Here is a 16892-nt window from a genome sequence, read left to right on the forward strand (position 1 = left end):
CAAGAGATGAAGACCATTCAATTTAAAGCCCCTGTCTCCACTTCCCGGGTGCGCCGCGTTCAAGACCTTGCGCTAACAGCGATGTGCGGCGCGGCGGTCTTGCTTCTCTCTGCAACGACGGCCGTTGCAGCACCGGCTCCTTCACCGACGCCCTCCCCGGCGAGCTCCCCGACGTCGTCTCCCGCTAACTCCCCACAAACGACGGCGACCCAGTTGCCGAGCGCAAGCTCAACGCCTTCACCGACGCAGCCGGCAGCAAAAAGCCAGACAGCAACGCCGTCACCAACCGCGACGACCCAAAGCAGCACAGATCGCCAAGCCGCAATGCGCGCAGCTGCCGGACCAGGGGGCGCGCAGATGGGCCAACGCTCCCCACGAGTCCAGGGCGCGGTAACCGCCCAGGGCAGCTGGACACCCACCTTCGGCATCCAGGGTCTCGATGTCAGCTACTACCAGGCCGGCGTCGATTGGCAGCAGCAGTGGAATATGGGGGCGCGATTCGCCTACGTCAAGGCCAGTGAGGGAAACTACTACACCAGCCCCTCGTACAGTTCGCAGTACCAAGGCTCGCGGGCAGTCGGAATGATCCGCGGCGCCTACCACTTCGCGATTCCCAACTGGTCCTCAGGCGCCGATCAAGCCAACTACTTCGTGCAAAACGGTGGCGGATGGAGCTCGGACGGCGCAACGTTGCCGCCCGTCCTGGACATTGAGTTCAATCCGTATGCAGGGCAGACCATCAACGGCGTCTACATGGGCAACACCTGCTACGACATGTCGCCCGCCCAGCTCACGTCGTGGGTACAGAATTTCGGCAACACCATGCGTTCCCTGACGGGACGGCTCCCGATGATCTACACCAACACGAGTTGGTGGAAACAGTGCACCGGAGATCCTGCCGGATTCGGGGACTACCCCCTCTGGGTCGCCTCGTATCCAGGCGGGCCGTCGAACGACGCTGGAATTCTTCCTTCCAGTTGGGCCAACTACAGCATGTGGCAGTACAGCAGTACGGGTCCCTTCAGCGGCGACTCGGACGTCTGGAACGGGGACTACGCTTCCCTCCAAAGGTTTGCCGGCAATCCAGCCAGGGGTTCGTTCGATTCACTGTCGCTCGTCCGGGACACCACCTCGGCATACCTGAGGGTCACGGGCTGGTCTGTAGACCTTTCCAGACCTTGGGTATCGACTCCCGTCAATATTTCAGTTACCGATCCGGTCAACGTGACCACCGGGTACTCGTTCCTGGCGAACGCATATCGCCCGGACGTTGATCAAGCCTTCGGTTACGGCCCTGCACACGGCTTTGACAACAACATCCAGATCACCGCATCCGGCACGTACAAGGTTTGCGCCACCGCCGTCAGCGTCAACGGCACTGTAGACCTTGGCTGCAAGAGTTTTCAGGCAAACGGTGTTGAACCTCCCATCGGATCGTTCGACACGCTCGGACAGGTTCGTGCTCCCGACGACGTTTCCCTTCGCCTGACGGGCTGGGCCATTGACCGTGCCAACCCGCAAACGGCCTCGTTCGCCGACGCCTACGTCACTGACCCCAGCGGACAGACCACGGGCTACCGCATCACGGCCAACACTTCCAGGCCGGATGTGGGAAGCGCTACCGGCTACGGTTCGAACCATGGCTTCGACAAGTCGATCAGCCTGAGCAAAGCCGGTACATATCACGTGTGTACCTATGCCATCGGGCAGTACTACAACACCGCGCTTGGCTGCAAAGACATCACTGTCGGATCCAACCCGCCGCCGAAGGGATATTACGACTCCATTCGAATCTCGCAGGCGCCCGGCGCGGCCAACCTCGTTGCGACGGGCTGGGCATTCGACCCCACCAACACCGCGGCCAGCATTCCTGTCCATGTCTACGTCCAGGCACCGGATGGAAGCAACGTCGGCACGGCATTCACGGCAAATCAATCCCGTCCCGATCTGAACAACGCCTTCGGCATTACCGGTAATCACGGCTTCAGCGCCTCATTGCCAACCAAGGGCACCGGCACCTACACCGCCTGTGCCTATGCCATCCCGGTTGCCCCGCTCGCTTCGGGGAACACGGCGCTTGGATGCATGTCCATTCAGGTAAGCAATACGCCAGTCCCGGCCGGCTACCTCGACTCCGTCGGAGTTGCATCGGTGTCAGGACAAGCCAATATCAGGGCGACGGGGTGGACATACGACCCAGCCGTTCCGGGCTCGTCCAATCCGGTGCATGTCTACATTACGTATCCGGACGGGAGCCGTCAGGGGTATGCCTTCACGGCGAACGTTTCGAGGGCTGATGTGAACAACGCTTTCGGCATTACCGGAAATCACGGCTACTCGACGCTGGTCCCCGTCACTCAACGGGGCAGATACACGGTTTGTACTTATGGCATCGGGATAGCGCAGTACAGCTCAGGCAACGCGCTTGCAGGCTGTCAATCCCTGAATTACTAAGTCTCCTGCACGCAGCGGGACCTGTGTACCGCGCCTCAACCAGAGGGCATCGAGCCGAAACGGGCTACGACGCTCAGGTTGAACGGTTAGGGTTATCAAGACGCAAGTCTCAGCTATACCCGTAATCGAAAGGACCCCCGGTGCATCATCGGTCGATTCACCGAGCGGCAGGATGCCTCCTGCTTGTCGGTATCAGCTTGGCCGCCTGTGCCAGTCCCCCAGCCAAACAGCAAAACATCCGCGGCGCGCTCACTGCGATTGGAAGTCCCATTCAGAGCGATCCGATCGGAGCATGGTCCAGCGCTTGGAAAAAGACCTTCACGGCCACGTCATTGAGCTATTCTCCGGACGGCTCTGACGTTGGGCTGACAGCCTTGGCCACGGGCCAGGCCTATTATGCAGCCCTCGACGCCCCCTTGACCGCTCAGCAACAAGACGCAACCAAAGCGGAATGCGGTCCGAACGGGGCGTTCAGCGTTCCGACCTCGGTGACCTCTATCGGCGTCGTCTTTAATATGCCAAGCATCCGGAGCCTCAAGCTCACGCCTGACCTGCTCGCCAGGATCTTCACCGGAGATATCAATCGCTGGGATGACAAGGCAATCGCAGCGATCAATCCGGGAACCACGCTCCCGGACGCGCCGATCGTCCCGGTGACCGCGAGCACAGCTTCAGCGCTGACCTCGGCCAGCACGGGCTATCTGGCGGCCTCCCCCAGTTGGTCGTCCGGGGTAAGCAACAAGTGGGCCAAGATACCCGGCGGCCAAGAGGTCAAGAACTTCAGCGACATCGCCAAGAAAGTCGACGGCACCGCCGGCGCAATAGCCTTCATGGACTCGGCGTCCATCGGGTCCCGGTTTGACACGGCGTTGCTCTCGTTTGGCGGCAGCTTCGTCAGAATGTCCAAGGACTCGGTGGCTGCGGCCGTCCAGGACGGCACCACCAGAACGGTGGCCACGGGAGTCGAGTTTCGCCTTCCGGACAAGACCGACCACGGCTACGCATTGGGGAACGTGAACTACCAGGCATTTTGTACCAGCTATAAGAACGGGGAGGTTGCGTCCCTCGTGAAATCCTGGGCAGACTTCGTGGTCGGCCCCGATGGTCAGGTCGCTTCGACCTATTTCGCAGGGGTGGCCTCCCCGAGTGAAGAGTCCTTGCGGGATGCGTCACGCCTGATTGAGAAGATCGGGAGCGACCAATGATCGACCAACCAGCTGCCCAAGGCCCCGCTCGTCCCGACGTTCGGCAGGAGTCGCTCCCCCGGGCAGGCGGATTGCGGTCCCGGACTCGCAACGTGTCCCCCGCCACCAAGGCCGGATTCGGTTTCTTCATCCGCGTTTTTGCCTTGCTCTCAGCCCTGATCACACTCTGGATCCTGGCCACGCCGCTGATGGCGTATCCCGACGAACCCGCCCACACCATCAAGGCAGCAGCCGTGGCGAGGGGGCAGTTCTTCCCGGGTCCCGGCGAGTCCTATGGCAACGGGATCCACGTACAGGTCCCCTCCTACATCGCCAACGTCGATTCCCAGCGGTGTTTTGCCTTCCTCAAGGAGATGCCCGCGGGCTGTGCGCCTGCCATTCCCGTTGGCGACACCTACACCACCATCGGCGTGACCTCGGCCGGCTTGTACAACCCCTTCTACTACTGGTTCGTCGGGCTCCCTAGCCTGTTCATGTCCGGAGCCCCCGCGATCTTTGCCATGCGGATTGTCAGTGGACTCATGTCGGCCGCCTTCTATGCGGCCGGGTTCACCGCGCTGTCGAGGCTGCGGCATCCCAAGTGGCCCATGGTTGCGGCCGCGGTTGCGACAACGCCCATGGTTTTCTTCCTGGCCACGGGAATCAATCCGAACTCCCTGGAGGTCGCGGCGTCGATGGCAGCCTTCTGCGGTTTGGTCTCCGTGCTTGAGAACTCAAGGCAGCTTCACCTGGCCCGCCCGGGAATCCTGGCAGTCGGAGTATCGGCAGCGACCTTGGCCAACACCAGGAACGTGTCCTTGTTGTGGCTCCTTTGCGGGGCGATTGTGGCCTGCCTCTTCTTCCGCGGCGCCGACATCGTTGCAATCTTCCGCAATCGGCTATTGCTCATAGTTGCCGGATTGTCCGCCATCGGAGTGGCACTGGGTGTCATCTGGAACTTCATCATGTTGACCGCGCCTCCGTCGGCAGGCGAGGCGCCCGCCGGAATCTCCAATGCGGTTGAAGGCCTTCGGCCCTCCAACGCCTTCGCCACCATGCTGGACAGGTCGTTCGACTTCGTCAATCAGTACATCGGAGTCGCAGGCTGGCTTGATGCTCCGGTGCCGCAAGCCGTCCTGATGTTCTGGAACATGCTGCTCATTGCCCTGTTGCTGCTGGTCTTCCTGATGCGTCCGGCTAGATTGCAGCTGGGCTTCTGGGCCGCGATCGGAATGCTTGCGGTAGTTCCCGCCCTGGTCCAGGCCGCGCTTGTCACGAGCAGCGGATTCATCTGGCAAGGAAGGTACAGCCTCCCGTTGTTCGCGATCGCGGTCATCTCGGCCGGGTTGGCGCTTCGGTTCCGCAAGTTCCACGCAAATCTCATCAGCCGCAGGGTCGCCAAGATTCTTCTCTGGGCAACCTGCGCTGCCCATATCTACGGCTTCGTGTACATCCTGCGACGGTACGTAGTGGGAATACCGGACTTCGCGAACTGGCTGGTGATGTTCACCAAGCCGGATTGGCAGCCGCCCCTTTCCTGGGAAGTCCTCACCCTGCTCTTCGCCGTTGCATTGGTCGTTGCGGCAGCCCAGCTGTACCGTTTCCTCTACCCCGGCCTGCCGTTCTTCCCCGTCCCGGTGATCCGGGCGCTGCGTTGGGCGGCGCGCCGTCCGGCGACTGCCGCCGTCGGGAACCAAGCAAGCAAGGAACCCGCGGAACGCCAGCGCGTCGAGTAAAGATCGCAAAACCCAACGCAAAAGGTCTGGCCAGGCACTGCCTGGCCAGACCTTTTGCACTGACGCAGTCGTTCTCCGGAGTGTTAGCCCCGAAGGTAGGCCGTCAGTCTCTCGGCACTGCTCGCCGGAACAAACCCTGCGCCCTTGATCTTGCTCAAGTCGAGGATGCTCTTCAGCGGCCGCGGGGCTGCGGATTTGCCCGCAAAATATTCTTCGGTGCTCACGCCGGTGACGTCGTCTCCCGAGGCACCGCGGAGCTCGTAGACGTCTCCTGCGATGTCCGCCCACGACTGCGGCTCACCGTCGTTGCTGAGGTTGTACGCGCCGTACGGCGCGCGGGACTCCAACAGGTGCCTGATTCCAGCAGCGATGTCTTCCGTGAAGCTGAGCCGCCCGATCTGGTCGTTGACGACACTCGGCTTGATCCCGCGATCGGCGAGCGAGGCCATGGTCCGGACGAAGTTGCTGCCTTCGCCGATCACCCAACTGGTGCGCACGATGTAGTGGCGCGGAACCACGCTGACGACGGCGTCCCCGGCGGCTTTGGTTTGACCGTACACGCCAAGCGGGGTGTACGGCTCGTTTTCGTCGTGCGATTCCCGCGACCCGTCGAAGACATAGTCCGAGGAGACATGAACGAGCGTGAGATCGTATTCGATCGCGGTCCTGGCGAGGCGCGCGACGGCCGAGACGTTGACTTGCCAGGCGGCTTCCCTGCCTTCGGGACTCTCGGCGGCGTCAACCGCGGTGTAGGCGGCCGCATTAATGATCGCGGAGTAGTTCTTCCAGTTCCGTCCATCGAACGACTCTTCCTTTGATAGGTCGAAGTCGGCTCGTGCCGCGAACTCAACCGAAGGGTCGCCGTCGTACAGTCCACGCAATGCCTTGCCAAGCTGGCCGTCTGCACCCACCACAAGGATCTTCCGGGACGGCATCGGCTCGACCTCGGCGAGGCGCGGATGCGCTTTGTCCTTGTCGGACAGCTCAGCCTGGTCCAACGGCACGGGCCAGTCGATGGCAGCGGTCTCGTCGGCGAGGTTGAGGAATGTGTACTGGCTCTGTGCGTCCGCAGACCAGTGATCGTTGACGAGGTACGTGTAGGCCGTATTGTCCTCGAGGGTCTGGAATGCGTTGCCCACCCCACGCGGAATGAAGATGGCCTGGCTCGGATCAAGCTCCGCGGTGAAGACCGCGCCGAAAGAAGGACCTTCACGCAGGTCGACCCACGCACCGAATATCCGGCCCGTCGCTACCGAAATGAACTTATCCCAGGGCTCGGCGTGAATGCCGCGCGTTGTGCCGGCCTTCTCGTTGAACGAGATGTTGTTCTGGACAGGACGGAAGTCCGGCAGCCCAAGCGCGACCATTTTCTCCCGCTGCCAGTTCTCCTTGAACCAGCCGCGGTTGTCGCCGTGAACCGGCAGCTCATAGAGAACGACGCCGGGAATCGGCGTTTCGCGGGCCGCAAGCGGCTTCGAAAACTCGATCGTCATTGGTCTACTGGCCCTGTTCCTTGTATTTGGCTTCAGTGGCTGCCTTCTGCGGACGCCACCAGGACTCGTTGTCCCGGTACCAATCGATGGTGGCTTCGATTCCTGCGTCGAAGTTGGAGTATTGCGGCTGCCAGCCGAGCTCATCGCGGAGCTTGCTCGAATCGATCGCATACCGCAGGTCGTGGCCAGGCCGGTCAACGACGTGGTCGTAAGCATCGGGCGACTGACCCATGTGCTTGAGGATGAGCTCAACAACGTCTTTGTTGTTCTTCTCGCCATCGGCACCGATCAGGTAGGTTTCACCGATCCGGCCTTTTTCGATGATGGCAAGCACGGCGGAGGAGTGGTCGTTCGCGTGGATCCAGTCGCGGACGTTTTCACCCTTGCCGTAGAGCTTGGGGCGTATGCCGTCGATCACGTTGGTGATCTGGCGTGGAATGAACTTCTCCACATGCTGGTACGGCCCATAGTTGTTTGAGCAGTTGCTGATGGTCGCCTGCAGTCCGAACGATCGCACCCATGCGCGCACCAGAAGGTCGGATCCGGCTTTGGTCGAAGAGTAGGGGCTGGACGGGTTGTACGGCGTCGCTTCGGTGAACCGCTCGGGGTCGTCCAACTCCAAGTCGCCGTACACCTCATCGGTGGAGATGTGGTGGAACCGCTTGTCGTGCTTCCGGGCAGCCTCGATGAGCGTGAACGTCCCGATGATGTTTGTATCCAGGAACGGGCGCGGGTCATGCAGCGAGTTGTCATTGTGTGATTCGGCGGCATAGTGGACCACCACGTCGCAGTCTTCAACGAGCCGATCCACAAGTTCCGCGTCCGAAATGTCACCCTGGACGAACTGGAACCGTTCCTCCGGAAGCCCCTTCAAGGAGTCCACGTTGCCGGCGTAGGTTAGTTTGTCGAGAACGGTGACACTGTCCTCAGTGCGCTCCAGGACGTAGTGGACAAAATTCGAACCGATGAAGCCGGCACCGCCGGTAACCAGAAGTTTCTGCATGGGAACAGCCTACCGAACCCCAAGGTGAAGGCCGTCAAGAACCCAGGCGTACCCGGCGTAGCGCTTCGAACATCAGGCGGGCGATCATCATCCGCGCTTTGATGATTTTGACGAGCGAACGCCACCCGGCGGGTGTCTGGTTGTCGTCGTGCAGACGTCGGAGCACGGTCGATTCGTCAAGGTGGCGGATGGACCGTGCAACGTTTCCGCAAATGGCGAGCCAGAGGTCATGCGATTCGTTCACATAAGACGGGATCGGCACGAAGTAATTGAGCGCATCCCTGCGGATGCCCATGGCGCATCCGTAGTAGGCCCGGTACCCGATCAGGATCGCGAACAGATTGGCCAGGTGCCTCGCCGAGTCGGAAGAACGAAGCCTTGGAATCCAAGGTCTCGGTCCACCGCCGAGGACGTCGAAGTTTCCTGCGACAACCTTGTGGTCGGCCAGCGCATCGAGCATGATTTCCACTCGCCCGGGAATCCATACGTCATCCTGGTCGGAAAGCATGATGAATTCGCCACGGCTCATTCCCACGGCCTGTTCAAACGTCCTGACATAGCCCTTGTTCACAGATGCCCCGACAAAACGGATCCGCGGATCCCGAATGCCCTTGACGATCTCGGCGGTGTCATCGGGCGACGCATCGTCCACGACCACCAGCTCATCGTCGGGACCAAGATCCCCAAGAATCGAGGCGATCTGCTCCTCGATGAATCGGGATCCCTTGTAGGCCGCAAGGCAGACACTCACCCGGATCGCCTGGCCGTCCGGCGTCGTCGAATCGTTCATGACCTCCACTCTAGGCGAGTTACCAGGGCGTTAGCGGGCAGGCATCATCGCGTATCATCGTAAGGTCACGCCGTCGAGCAATAGGACCTACCAGTAATGAAACCCGTGTTGCTTCGACTCGCTGGATTCACGCTGCTTCCGCTTCTCGCACTGGTACTGCCTTTCCTCCTGCTGCCCGTCATTGCCCGTGTCGCAGGGCCGGCCGGCTGGTCAAGCATCACGTCCGGCCAGGCCATCGGAGTATTTGCCGCCACGATCATTCTGTGGAGCTGGAACATTTCCGGTCCCGTGGCCATTGCCCGGAGCCCCTCACCGCAGGCTCGCGCATCACTTTATTCAAGAAGCATCCGAACGCGCATCATCATTGCGCTCGTCGTCTTTCCGCTCATGAGCATCATCGTTTCCCTCGTAGCGCACGACGGTTACCGCCTTGACGCGATTACCATGGCGTGGGCCACTGCCCTCACCGGCTTCTCCCCGGCCTGGTTCGGTATCGGCACAGGACAACCGCGGATTCTGGCCGTCTATGACACCCTTCCCCGGTTCTGCGCAGCACTGCTCAGCGTGCCATTCATTCTTGCGACCGGCCAGATTTGGATCTATGGCGTCCTTGCACTCCTTGCCACCATTGTGGCGTCGATAGCATTCCAGCTTCGATTCGGGGAAAGCGGGACGTGGTTCCCCCGGCGCCCGGGGAATGCCATCCGCGAGATCGTTCCCGAAAGTGGGACCGCGGCAATCAATTTTGCCGGAAGCGCTTACGCCTCATCCCCCGTCCCGATAGCCACGGCGACGGTGCCGTTGGCAACGGCCACTGCCGGATTCGCCTCCGCGGACAGCATCTACCGCTTTGGCCTTTTCAGCGTGGTGGCCGTCGGGAACACTTTTCAAAGCTGGACGCTTGAGGGAAACCCCGAGGACTCCCGACGGCGCCACACAGTTGCGCTGATGACGCACCTCGCGCTCGGAGCCGCCGGAGCGCTCGGCCTGGGCCTGCTGGGTCCATGGGCTTCTGCCATCCTGTTCAGCGACGCGAATAAGGCCGATACCGCGACGTCCGTCTTCTATGGGATTTCCTTCTTCTTCCTCTCGGCTTCAACGCCCCTCATCAGGAACCTCCTCATTCCCGCCGGGCGCCAGAGTACTGTCCTTTTGTGGACCGGGCTGTCGGCAGCCGCGGGAGTCGCGTTCATGGTAGTGGCCGGCTTGGCGTCAAATGTTCCGGGTGTGGCACTGGGAATGGCCATCAGCGAAGCGTTGCTCTTCTTCGGCCTCCTCCTCCCCGCGTCAAGGCTGCTGCCCGCCAAGGCGCTCCCCGTAAGTGTGGACGGGTAGGATCATCTCCGTGATTGAAAGTCCACAAAGACGAACCGCAGCGGTGATCGCCGCTTTCAACCCAGACGACGAACTGCTCACCAACGCTGAATCCATCGCGACGCAAGTAGACGAACTCATAGTCGTCGATGACTGCAGTACGTCTCCGGCGTCGGAGCAGATCTTTGACCACCTTGCCGGTAACGGAACCAAGGTACTGCGCCTGGACAACAACTCCGGAATCGCAGCCGCACTGAACCGCGGACTCGAAGAGCTGGAATCGACCAGCCGCCCGGATTTCGTGCTGACTTTCGACCAAGACTCGCTGCCGGTCCCGGATTACGTCTCAAGCGCCCTCGCCACCTATGACAGGGCCACGGCCGAAGGACAAAAAGTGGGCTTCGTGAGCGCTGAGACGTTCAGCGGGCACCAGGTGCCGGTCCTCGGAGCATCCCACGGATTTCCGGAAGCCTTCGATCCCATGCAGTCCGGTTTCTTCATCCCGATGACTACCTTGGCCGACGTCGGCAACTTCGAGTCGGGCTTTTTCATCGACTGCGTGGATTCCGAGTTCACCGCGCGAGTCCGGGCAGCCGGCTACAGCATCCTCATCGGGGCAGGTTGCGAAGTCGGGCACAGGCTCGGGGCGCGCCTCCCGGCGAAGGTGCTTGGGCGGCCCTTACGGCTCCGTGGCAACGATTTGTCCTTCAACTACTACTCGCCTTTCCGGATGTACTACATCATGCGAAACGGCACCACACTCGCCCGCAGGTACTGGCGCCGCAACCCGGCCTGGGTGATTCGGCGCATGCTGGAAGACGCGAAAGCACAGCTTCTCCGCTTCGCATTCAGCCCGGATCGACGGTACTTGGCGATCGCCGCTTGGGAGGGGCTCATCGATTCATGCCGCGGACGGCAGGGTCGCATCAGCCAGGACCTCCTCAACCGCATCCAGCCACGATGACATATAGGAGAACGATGGAAAATCATGACTCAACGCGGGTCTTGGTCATCATGCCGGCGTGGAATGAAGCCGAGTCGGTGGGCGACACCGTGCGCGAAGTCCTCGACGTCGGATGCCCTTACGACGTACTGGTCGTCAATGATGGCTCCTCCGACGCCACCGCGGAAGTTGCCGCCGAAGCCGGAGCGACAGTCTTGAACCTTCCCTTCAACCTCGGCGTCGGTGGTGCCATGCGCGCCGGCTTCAAATACGCGAAGCGCCTCGGCTACAGCCGCGTGATCCAGGTCGACGCCGACGGGCAGCATGATCCCCGGAACATCGGCGAGGTGCTCGCCGGACTGGAGCACGCCGACATCTCAATCGGCGCCCGATTCGCGGACAAAGGTGAATACAAGGTGAGCGGCCCCCGGAAATGGGCAATGCAGTTCCTCGCAAAAGTCATCTCCGGCCTTGCAAAGACGCGCCTCACGGATGTGACGTCAGGATTTCGTGCCGCCAACGACCGCGCCATCAGCCAGTATCTTGACCACTATCCCGCGGAGTACCTCGGCGACACGATTGACTCCCTGGTCGTGGCAATACGTTCCGGGTGCAAAGTGACCCAGATCCCCGTGGCCATGCGCCCGCGCCAGGGCGGAACTCCAAGCCACAATCCTGCCAAGGCAGCAGTTTATCTCGGCCGTTCCACTTTCGCACTCCTTTTCGCGCTTACCCGTAAGAGATCCGCTATTCCATCCGCATCAACAACATGGGCCCAGGAGGCATCCTAATGGGAAATCTGGCCGCCTTCCTCCTCTCGTTGGCGATCGTGGGGATCGTTTTCGAAATGCTCCGGCGCAAGAAGCTCCGCGAGAAATATGCGGCACTATGGCTCGTGGTGGGCATTGGAACTTTGGTCCTTGCCGCGTTCCCGAGCTTGCTGACAATCGTTGCCGAACTCGTTGGCGTGCAGCTTCCGTCGAACTTGCTGTTCATCATCAGCATCCTGCTGCTGCTGGGCGTCTGTTTGCACCTTTCCTGGGAGATCTCGGTCGTCGAAGATGAGACCAGGACGCTGGCTGAGGAAGTTGCGATCATGCGCACCCTCCTTGAGCGCCTCCAGGCCGCCGAGACCCAGGAGGACGACACCTCCGCTCCTTCCGGACCAAAGTAAGGAACCGAATGGCCCTTGATATCTTCATCCCCTACTGGGGGGATCCTGACTACATGCGGCAGGCAGTCGACAGCGTACTGGCACAGAATTCAGACGATTGGCTCCTGACCGTTGTGGATGACGCCTATCCGGGCGATGAGGTCCGCCGATACTTGGAAGAAATCAACGATCCACGCATCACCTATGTCCGCAAGGAAACCAACGAAGGAATTACGGCAAACTTCCGCACGTGTGTCTCCCGGGCAACGCAGGACACGCTTGTGGTCATGGGTTGCGACGACATCCTGCTCCCTAACTTCGTTGATGTCGCACTTCGCGCGCACCGGGATTTCCCGGAAGCCTGGATCATCCAGCCAGGCGTGGAAGTGATCAACGAGGCCGGGGAGAACGCCCGGCCGATTGCCGACCTTGTGAAGCAGCACCTCGTCAAGCCACACGGGTCCCGGCCCAGGGTGGTCAGCGGCGAGAAACTGGCAGTCAGCCTTCTCCATGGTGACTGGCTCTACTGGCCCTCCCTGATTTTCCGCCGGGACAAAATCGGGAACTTCGATTTCAGGGATGGTCTCCACGTCATCCAGGACCTTGGCTTGATCATCGACATGGTCTTGGCTGGAGCTGAGTTGCTCATCGAGCCGGAGGTATGTTTCGCATACCGCAGGCACACCGCCAGCGCGTCCTCAAGCAAATTGCTGGACGGCTCCCGTTTTGCCGGCGAACGCGGCTACTTCGAACTTGCTGCAGAGCTCTGCAGGAAGAAGGGGTGGAGAAAGGCATCACGGGCGGCTGCATTGCGCCTGACGTCCCGGGCCCATGCTTTCTTGCTCCTGCCCAATGCCGCCTTGCACGGCAGCCCCGCGGCTGTCGGTTCCCTCCTGAGGCATGCCCTTGGAAACTAGGAAGTTCGACTTGCCACCCGAAATTAATCCGTCGAAGCGGCTAAACAACGTAGCCGCGGTGGTCACCGCCTATCGTCCGACGTCGCACCTGGTCCGTAACGTCTCGTCCTTGCTGGGCCAACTCACCACCGTTGTAGTAGTCGACGACGGCGGCGGGCCCGGTTTCGATCGGATCTTCGAGGAAACAGCGGACGCCGGCGCTATGGTGCTGCGGCTCGAAGAAAACTCCGGAATCGCATCCGCGTTGAACGCGGGGATCGACTTGGCGCGCAAAGCGCCGATCGACTACATCATCACCGTCGACCAGGATTCGCTCCTGACCGCCGAATATGTCCACCGGCTAGTGGAGGCCGCCCAGTCGGCCGAGGCCGCAGGCATAACCCCGGGCCTTGTTTCCCCGGCCCGCATCCATGGCAATCCCGTGAAGAAGGCCGGTTCGAAATCCGGGATCCAGCTGGGACGGGAACCGATTCAATCCGGACTGCTGATTCCGGTTTCCACCCTGGACGCTATCGGCAACTTCTGGGATGGCCTTTTCATCGACCTCGTGGACACGGAATACTACTTCCGCGCCCTCGATGCCGGGCTTCCGACTGTACTTGCGGACGCAGAATTCGACCATTCGCTAGGAACCTTGGTAGATGCGAATATTCTGGGCAGGGACATCAAACTTCAAGATCGTCCGTTGAAAGTCCGCATTGCTGCTTCCTGGCGTTATTACTACATCTTCCGAAACAGGATTCTGGTTGGCCGGCGATACGCGAAGGCACATCCAGGATGGGTTGCCTCTGGCTTGTTTCTCGACATGAGGCACCTCGTTTTCGTGTCAGTGTTGGCGCCCGGCCGCGCTGCCCGGCTCCGGTCAGCATTGAGGGGAACCATCGACGGCCTCCGCGGCCGGAGCGGAAGAGCGCACCTCGGCTAGGAGTTGAGTCGGTGGCCATTGGCCAGTCGCTGGTTTTGCCGCGGACTCGAAGGTAAGGGATGATGGGGACCATGCGTGGAATCATTCTTGCCGGTGGCACCGGCTCTCGTCTCCATCCGATTACTCACGGCATCAGCAAGCAGCTGGTCCCGGTTTATGACAAGCCGATGATCTACTACCCCCTCTCCACGCTCATTCTGGCGGGCATTCGAGACATTCTCGTCATCACCACTCCCCACGACGCAGAGCAGTTTCAACGGCTCCTTGGCGACGGTTCCCAATTCGGCGTGAACATTTCCTACGTCCAGCAACCGTCGCCCGACGGTCTCGCCCAAGCATTTATCCTGGGCGAGGAACATATCGGAAATGAAACCGTTGCCCTCGTCCTGGGAGACAATATCTTCTACGGACAGGGCATGGGAACGCAGCTTCGGAAGCATGCAAACATCGACGGCGGTGCGGTCTTTGGTTATTGGGTGAAGGATCCCAAGGCCTACGGCGTGGTCGAATTCAATGAAGATGGCAAAGCCATTTCCTTGGAGGAAAAGCCGGAGCACCCCAAATCGCACTACGCCGTTCCGGGCCTGTATTTCTATGACAACGATGTTGTGGAGATCGCCAAGAACCTCAAGCCTTCACCCCGTGGCGAGCTCGAAATCACGGACATCAACAGGACATATCTTCAGAACGAAAAGCTTCATGTCGAGATCCTTCCGCGGGGCACGGCCTGGCTCGACACCGGTACCTTCAACGACCTCAACGACGCGTCGAATTTCATTCGCACGGTAGAGAACCGCCAAGGCCTCAAGATCGGAGCTCCCGAGGAAATCGCCTGGCGCCAGGGTTTTCTTTCCGACGACGAGTTGCGGGCACGTGCCGAGCCGTTGGTCAAGAGCGGTTACGGAGCGTACCTCCACGGCCTGCTGGAAGACTAGTCCCCGCCCGTGTGGTGGTCTGTCCTTCCGCAGTTAGTCGGTGCTGCCTTATTGCTGGTTGCTCCCGGACTGCTTGTGGCACTCGGATTGCGCTATCGAGGATTTGATGCGCTAGGGCTGTCCCCTGCCCTCTCGGTAGGCGTGATTGTCCTGGCTTCGACGCTGAGCCCCTTTTTGCATGTCCGGTTCACCGTGCTTCCGGTCGCTATCGTGGCGGTCGCGCTCGGCGTCATCGCGTGGTTCGTTTCCCGATTCCGTCCTCGCGCCGGGGAAATGCCGAGGCCGGGGCTTTGGCGGCGGTCAGCACCATTTGTGGCCTGTGCGCTCGCACTCGCGGTGGTCGGCGCCAGGGTTATGCAGGCTATCGGCGGCCCCGAGCATTTTTCGCAGACCTACGATGCGGTGTTTCACCTCAACTCCGTCAAGTACGCCCTTGATACCGGGAATGCCTCGTCCCTGACGATAGGCGACATGACCGGCGGTGGTTTCTATCCCGCAGGCTGGAACGCGGTGGCGACCTTGGTCGCCTCGACCTTCGCGCTGGACGTTCCGGTCGCCGTGAACCTCACGAGCATAGTCCTCGCGGCAGTGTTTTGGCCTCTAGGCTGCGTCTTGGCGGCCAGGTGGACCATCGGCCGTTCCTCCGCGGTTGCACTGGCGGCCGGCATAGCGTCCGCCTCGCTTGGCGCATTCCCGCTCCTGATGATGGACTTCGGTGTCCTGTACCCCAATCTGCTGTCGATCAGCATCCTGCCGGGTTCCATAGCCCTGGCTGCGGCAATTTCCAGGGTTTCCCCGGCCTGGGTGCCCCGGGACCTGTCGGCGGTCCTCGCGCTCTTGTTGAGCCTTGCGGGGCTCCTTGTGGCGCATCCGACCACCTTCATGGCCTGGCTCACATGGACGGCCCCGATGGTCGGTGTCCTTGCGTGGAAGGCCTTCAAGCTCCGGAGACGGGGTTTGCTGCGTCTTGGGCGGGCCAGGTTCATGGTCCCCTTGATCGGCTATTGCGTTGTATTCCTCATCCTCTGGATCGTCCTCAGGCCACCGTCGGACGCTTCATTCTGGGGCCCGTACCATACGGTCCCGCAAGCTCTCGGCGAAGCCATTGTTTTCTCTCCGTTGGATTTGCCTGCCGCCTGGCTGGTGGCACCGGTGGCGCTCCTGGGCCTTTGGGCGGCGCTGGGGCGGATTCGGTACAAATGGCTCGCAGGAGTCTTCCTGATTTTCACGGTGCTGTTTGTGGTTGTGTCCGGCTTCCCCATTTCCAGGGTCCGTAGTATTTTGACGGGCGTCTGGTACAACGACAGCTACCGTATTGCAGCACTGTTGCCCCTTGTCGCTGTCTTGCTTGCTGCCGTGGGCGTCGAGTGGATCTGCCACAACCCATACCTTTCGCAACTGTTCAAGCGGGTTTTCCGTCGAAGCGGCCCAGGGATCCGCCGGTCCGGTCTCCGGAATGCACTTCAATACGCCTTGGCTGCCGTTCTCGTCGCCGTTGCCGTCGTCGTCGGACAAGTGGGCGGAGTGAACAAGGAAGTGGAGCAAGCGGCGTCAAAGTACGCCTTGTCGGCGGACTCCCCTTTGGTTTCGAGCGACGAGCTGGCAATCTTCCAAAGACTGCACAATGACGTCCCGCAAGACGCGATCTTGATCGGGAATCCCTACACCGGAGCGGCTCTTTCGTATGCCCTCGGTAATCGCAAGTCTGCTCAGCTCCATATCCTTAGCTATGTTTCGCCTGATCTCCAAGAGATCTACGACCACTTGGATGCAGTCTCAAAGGACCCCGCGGTGTGCAGGGCTGTTCGGAGCGAGCATTCCTATTACGTCCTTGACTTCGGATTGCTGGAAGTCCATGGAGGCAACCACACTCCGGCTGGTCTGACCCGCTTGGACCAAAACCCCGGAGTTCAGCTCGTAGACAGCCAGGGAAATGCGAAGCTCTACAAGATAACCGCCTGCTGAGCCAGCTGAGAAGCCGCACTGTCCAGTTGGTGTCCTCAGGTGTCGGAAGCGGTATCCAGGCCGGCCTTGGCGGGTTGGCC

15 protein-coding genes are annotated in these 16892 nt (G+C 60.9%); 11 read left to right on the plus strand and 4 right to left on the minus strand.

The window, feature by feature from the left end; all coding sequences use genetic code 11:
• Positions 1-59 precede the first annotated feature (59 nt).
• On the minus strand, positions 60-308 hold the full coding sequence (locus QRN51_RS02345; RefSeq protein WP_284988458.1) for a hypothetical protein: 249 nt from the start codon (positions 306-308) through the stop codon (positions 60-62).
• A gap of 16 nt (positions 309-324) precedes the next feature.
• Here QRN51_RS02345 and QRN51_RS02350 point away from each other — a divergent pair, with 16 nt between their 5' ends.
• From QRN51_RS02350 to QRN51_RS02360, 3 genes are all read left to right on the plus strand, one after another.
• A complete protein-coding gene (locus tag QRN51_RS02350; RefSeq protein WP_284988459.1) occupies positions 325-2454 on the plus strand; it encodes a lysozyme in 2130 nt (709 codons plus the stop codon).
• 140 nt (positions 2455-2594) lie between these two features.
• Positions 2595-3659 (plus strand): substrate-binding domain-containing protein, encoded by a 1065-nt coding sequence (locus QRN51_RS02355; protein WP_084784325.1) that lies wholly within the window; start codon positions 2595-2597, stop codon positions 3657-3659.
• A complete protein-coding gene (locus QRN51_RS02360) occupies positions 3656-5374 on the plus strand; it encodes a DUF2142 domain-containing protein (RefSeq protein ID WP_284988460.1) in 1719 nt (572 codons plus the stop codon). The genes QRN51_RS02355 and QRN51_RS02360 overlap by 4 nt, the downstream gene beginning before the upstream one ends.
• An 83-nt stretch (positions 5375-5457) precedes the next feature.
• On the opposite strand, the gene QRN51_RS02365 is transcribed toward QRN51_RS02360, so the two are convergent.
• From QRN51_RS02365 to QRN51_RS02375, 3 genes are read right to left on the minus strand one after another with little or no spacing between them, the layout of a single operon-like run.
• Positions 5458-6867, minus strand: coding sequence for a sugar nucleotide-binding protein (locus QRN51_RS02365; protein ID WP_284988461.1), 1410 nt, complete (start codon positions 6865-6867; stop codon positions 5458-5460).
• A 4-nt stretch (positions 6868-6871) separates the two neighbouring features.
• Positions 6872-7870, minus strand: coding sequence for a dTDP-glucose 4,6-dehydratase (rfbB, locus tag QRN51_RS02370; protein WP_284988462.1), 999 nt, complete (start codon positions 7868-7870; stop codon positions 6872-6874).
• 34 nt (positions 7871-7904) lie between these two features.
• Positions 7905-8660, minus strand: a complete 756-nt coding sequence (locus QRN51_RS02375; protein WP_284988463.1) for a glycosyltransferase — start codon at positions 8658-8660, stop codon at positions 7905-7907.
• Positions 8661-8756: 96 nt separating this feature from the next.
• On the opposite strand from QRN51_RS02375, the gene QRN51_RS02380 reads away from it, so the two are divergent.
• The 8 genes from QRN51_RS02380 (at position 8757) to QRN51_RS02415 (ending at position 16812) form a co-directional block, all read left to right on the plus strand.
• Positions 8757-9995, plus strand: coding sequence for a polysaccharide biosynthesis protein (locus QRN51_RS02380; RefSeq protein WP_059387563.1), 1239 nt, complete (start codon positions 8757-8759; stop codon positions 9993-9995).
• Positions 9996-10005: 10 nt separating this feature from the next.
• Complete coding sequence (locus tag QRN51_RS02385; protein WP_284988464.1) at positions 10006-10938, plus strand: glycosyltransferase; 933 nt, start codon at positions 10006-10008, stop codon at positions 10936-10938.
• 14 nt (positions 10939-10952) lie between these two features.
• Positions 10953-11708, plus strand: coding sequence for a glycosyltransferase family 2 protein (locus QRN51_RS02390; RefSeq protein WP_284988465.1), 756 nt, complete (start codon positions 10953-10955; stop codon positions 11706-11708).
• Positions 11708-12091, plus strand: coding sequence for a DUF2304 domain-containing protein (locus QRN51_RS02395; RefSeq protein WP_059387560.1), 384 nt, complete (start codon positions 11708-11710; stop codon positions 12089-12091). The genes QRN51_RS02390 and QRN51_RS02395 overlap by 1 nt, the downstream gene beginning before the upstream one ends.
• Before the next feature lie 8 nt (positions 12092-12099).
• The gene (locus QRN51_RS02400; RefSeq protein ID WP_284988466.1) at positions 12100-12987 is read left to right on the plus strand and encodes a glycosyltransferase; all 888 of its coding nucleotides are present in this window, start codon (positions 12100-12102) and stop codon (positions 12985-12987) included.
• Positions 12988-12997: 10 nt separating this feature from the next.
• A complete protein-coding gene (locus QRN51_RS02405) occupies positions 12998-13912 on the plus strand; it encodes a glycosyltransferase (RefSeq protein ID WP_284988467.1) in 915 nt (304 codons plus the stop codon).
• A gap of 71 nt (positions 13913-13983) precedes the next feature.
• Positions 13984-14847: a glucose-1-phosphate thymidylyltransferase RfbA gene (gene rfbA, locus QRN51_RS02410; RefSeq protein ID WP_059387568.1), complete on the plus strand. Its 864-nt coding sequence runs from the start codon at positions 13984-13986 to the stop codon at positions 14845-14847.
• Positions 14848-14856: 9 nt separating this feature from the next.
• Positions 14857-16812 (plus strand): DUF6541 family protein, encoded by a 1956-nt coding sequence (locus tag QRN51_RS02415; RefSeq protein ID WP_350224957.1) that lies wholly within the window; start codon positions 14857-14859, stop codon positions 16810-16812.
• The last annotated feature ends 80 nt before the right edge of the window (positions 16813-16892 follow it).

This window comes from Arthrobacter sp. efr-133-TYG-120, from assembly GCF_030209785.1.
Taxonomy (GTDB): domain Bacteria; phylum Actinomycetota; class Actinomycetes; order Actinomycetales; family Micrococcaceae; genus Arthrobacter.